This window comes from Pelagicoccus enzymogenes, assembly GCF_014803405.1.
Taxonomy (GTDB): Bacteria; Verrucomicrobiota; Verrucomicrobiia; order Opitutales; family Opitutaceae; genus Pelagicoccus; species Pelagicoccus enzymogenes.
In genome coordinates this window covers 1-1419 of the sequence record NZ_JACYFG010000054.1, presented here as the reverse complement: position 1 = coordinate 1419, position 1419 = coordinate 1, and the positions used below count along the sequence as shown (strand labels likewise).

Genomic DNA, 1419 nt, shown 5'->3' with positions numbered 1-1419 from the left:
AGTTAGTGTCCGGAATCTTTCGCAAAAAGGTAGCTGTACCTTAAGGCAGTGGCGTATTCGTTTTTTGGTTATTGGTTAAAGGTATCTAAAAGTCAATTAGCCCCCGAGGGGGCTGCCGCCGCTTCAGGCGCTCTTCTCCTCGTTTTCTTCGGCCAGCAGCTTCATGTCCAGATAGACTCGGCTGTCCGACCACGACTTCGAAGCGACGTATCGCAATCTGGCGCAAGCCAGCATCAACGCGCTCTTGCCGTCAGGGAAGCAACCGACAACGCGGGTTCGTCGCCTGATCTCCTTCATTATCCGTTCCAGCATGTTGTTGGTCCGTATGCTTCGGTGGTGCTTCCTGGGGAACCGGTAGTAGGTGACGCTCTCGGATACACCCTCTCGAAGGACCGCAGCCGCAGCGGCAAGCTTCATCGACTCGAGCGCGTCGGCCACCTCGATCGCCTTGCGGGTAGCCGCTTCGGCAGACTCTTGGGCGTGGATCGCCTTGAGCATCGCCGCCGCGGTCGCCTTCTTGCTGTGCGAGACCTTGGCCAGCACGTTGCGGTGGAAGTGGAAGAGGCATCTCTGCCACTTGCTTGCCGGATAGATCTCGGGAAGCGCTTCGACGAGCCCCTTGGACTTGTCGGAAACCGTTAGGTCTATCTTCTCGAGTCCTCGCGAGTAGAGGTTCTTCAGCAGCTCCAGCCAGCTGTCCTTCGACTCGCTCATCCCCTCGACGACGCCGAGCACCTCGCGGAAGCCATGCTCGTTGACGCCGATGGCGACAAGCACGCTCACGTTCTCCATCTCGCCTCCCCACGAGCGCTTCAGCCACAGCCCGTCCATAAACGCGTAGACGTAGCGGCTTCGCAGGGGTCGCTGCCGCCACGCCTCGATCCGTTCGTATATCTTCTGATTGAGATCGCTCACGGTCGAAGGGCTTACCCTGGCGCCCCAAAGGGCCTCGGTTATGTCCTCGATCCGTCGGACCGACACGCCAGCCAAGTACATCTCGACCAGCGATTCCTCCACGCTGGACTCGCGTCTGCGGTAGCGTTCGATGATCTGGGTCTCGAAGCTCGCTCCGCGAAGCTTGGGGACCTTCAGCTTAACTTCGCCAGCTCCCGTATGCAGCTTGCGCTCGTAGTGGCCGTTGCGATGAGCCGAACGCTCGTCGCTGCGTTCGTAGCGCTTCGCGTTGCAGATTTGGTCGGCCTCGGCGTCGAGCAGACCGTTTATCGCCTCCTCGACGGTTCCACGAACGAAGCCGCCCAGATCCTTCTTTAGGTTGCCGAAGTCGATCTTCACGACTTCGCTTGATGCCGATCCCTCGGCTGTTATCGTCTCGTTTACTGTCTTTCCGTTGGTGTCTTCCATCTTGGGTATTTGTTTGAACACCAACTGCCTACCGGATCATCGGCGGAAAGGCACCTC

Annotated in this window: 1 protein-coding gene; it reads right to left on the bottom strand. The window is 58.8% G+C overall.

From position 1 onward, the window contains the following. Positions 1–123: 123 nt before the first annotated feature. On the bottom strand, positions 124–1362 hold the full coding sequence (locus IEN85_RS22045) for an IS256 family transposase (RefSeq protein ID WP_191619278.1): 1239 nt from the start codon (positions 1360–1362) through the stop codon (positions 124–126). Positions 1363–1419 lie beyond the last annotated feature (57 nt).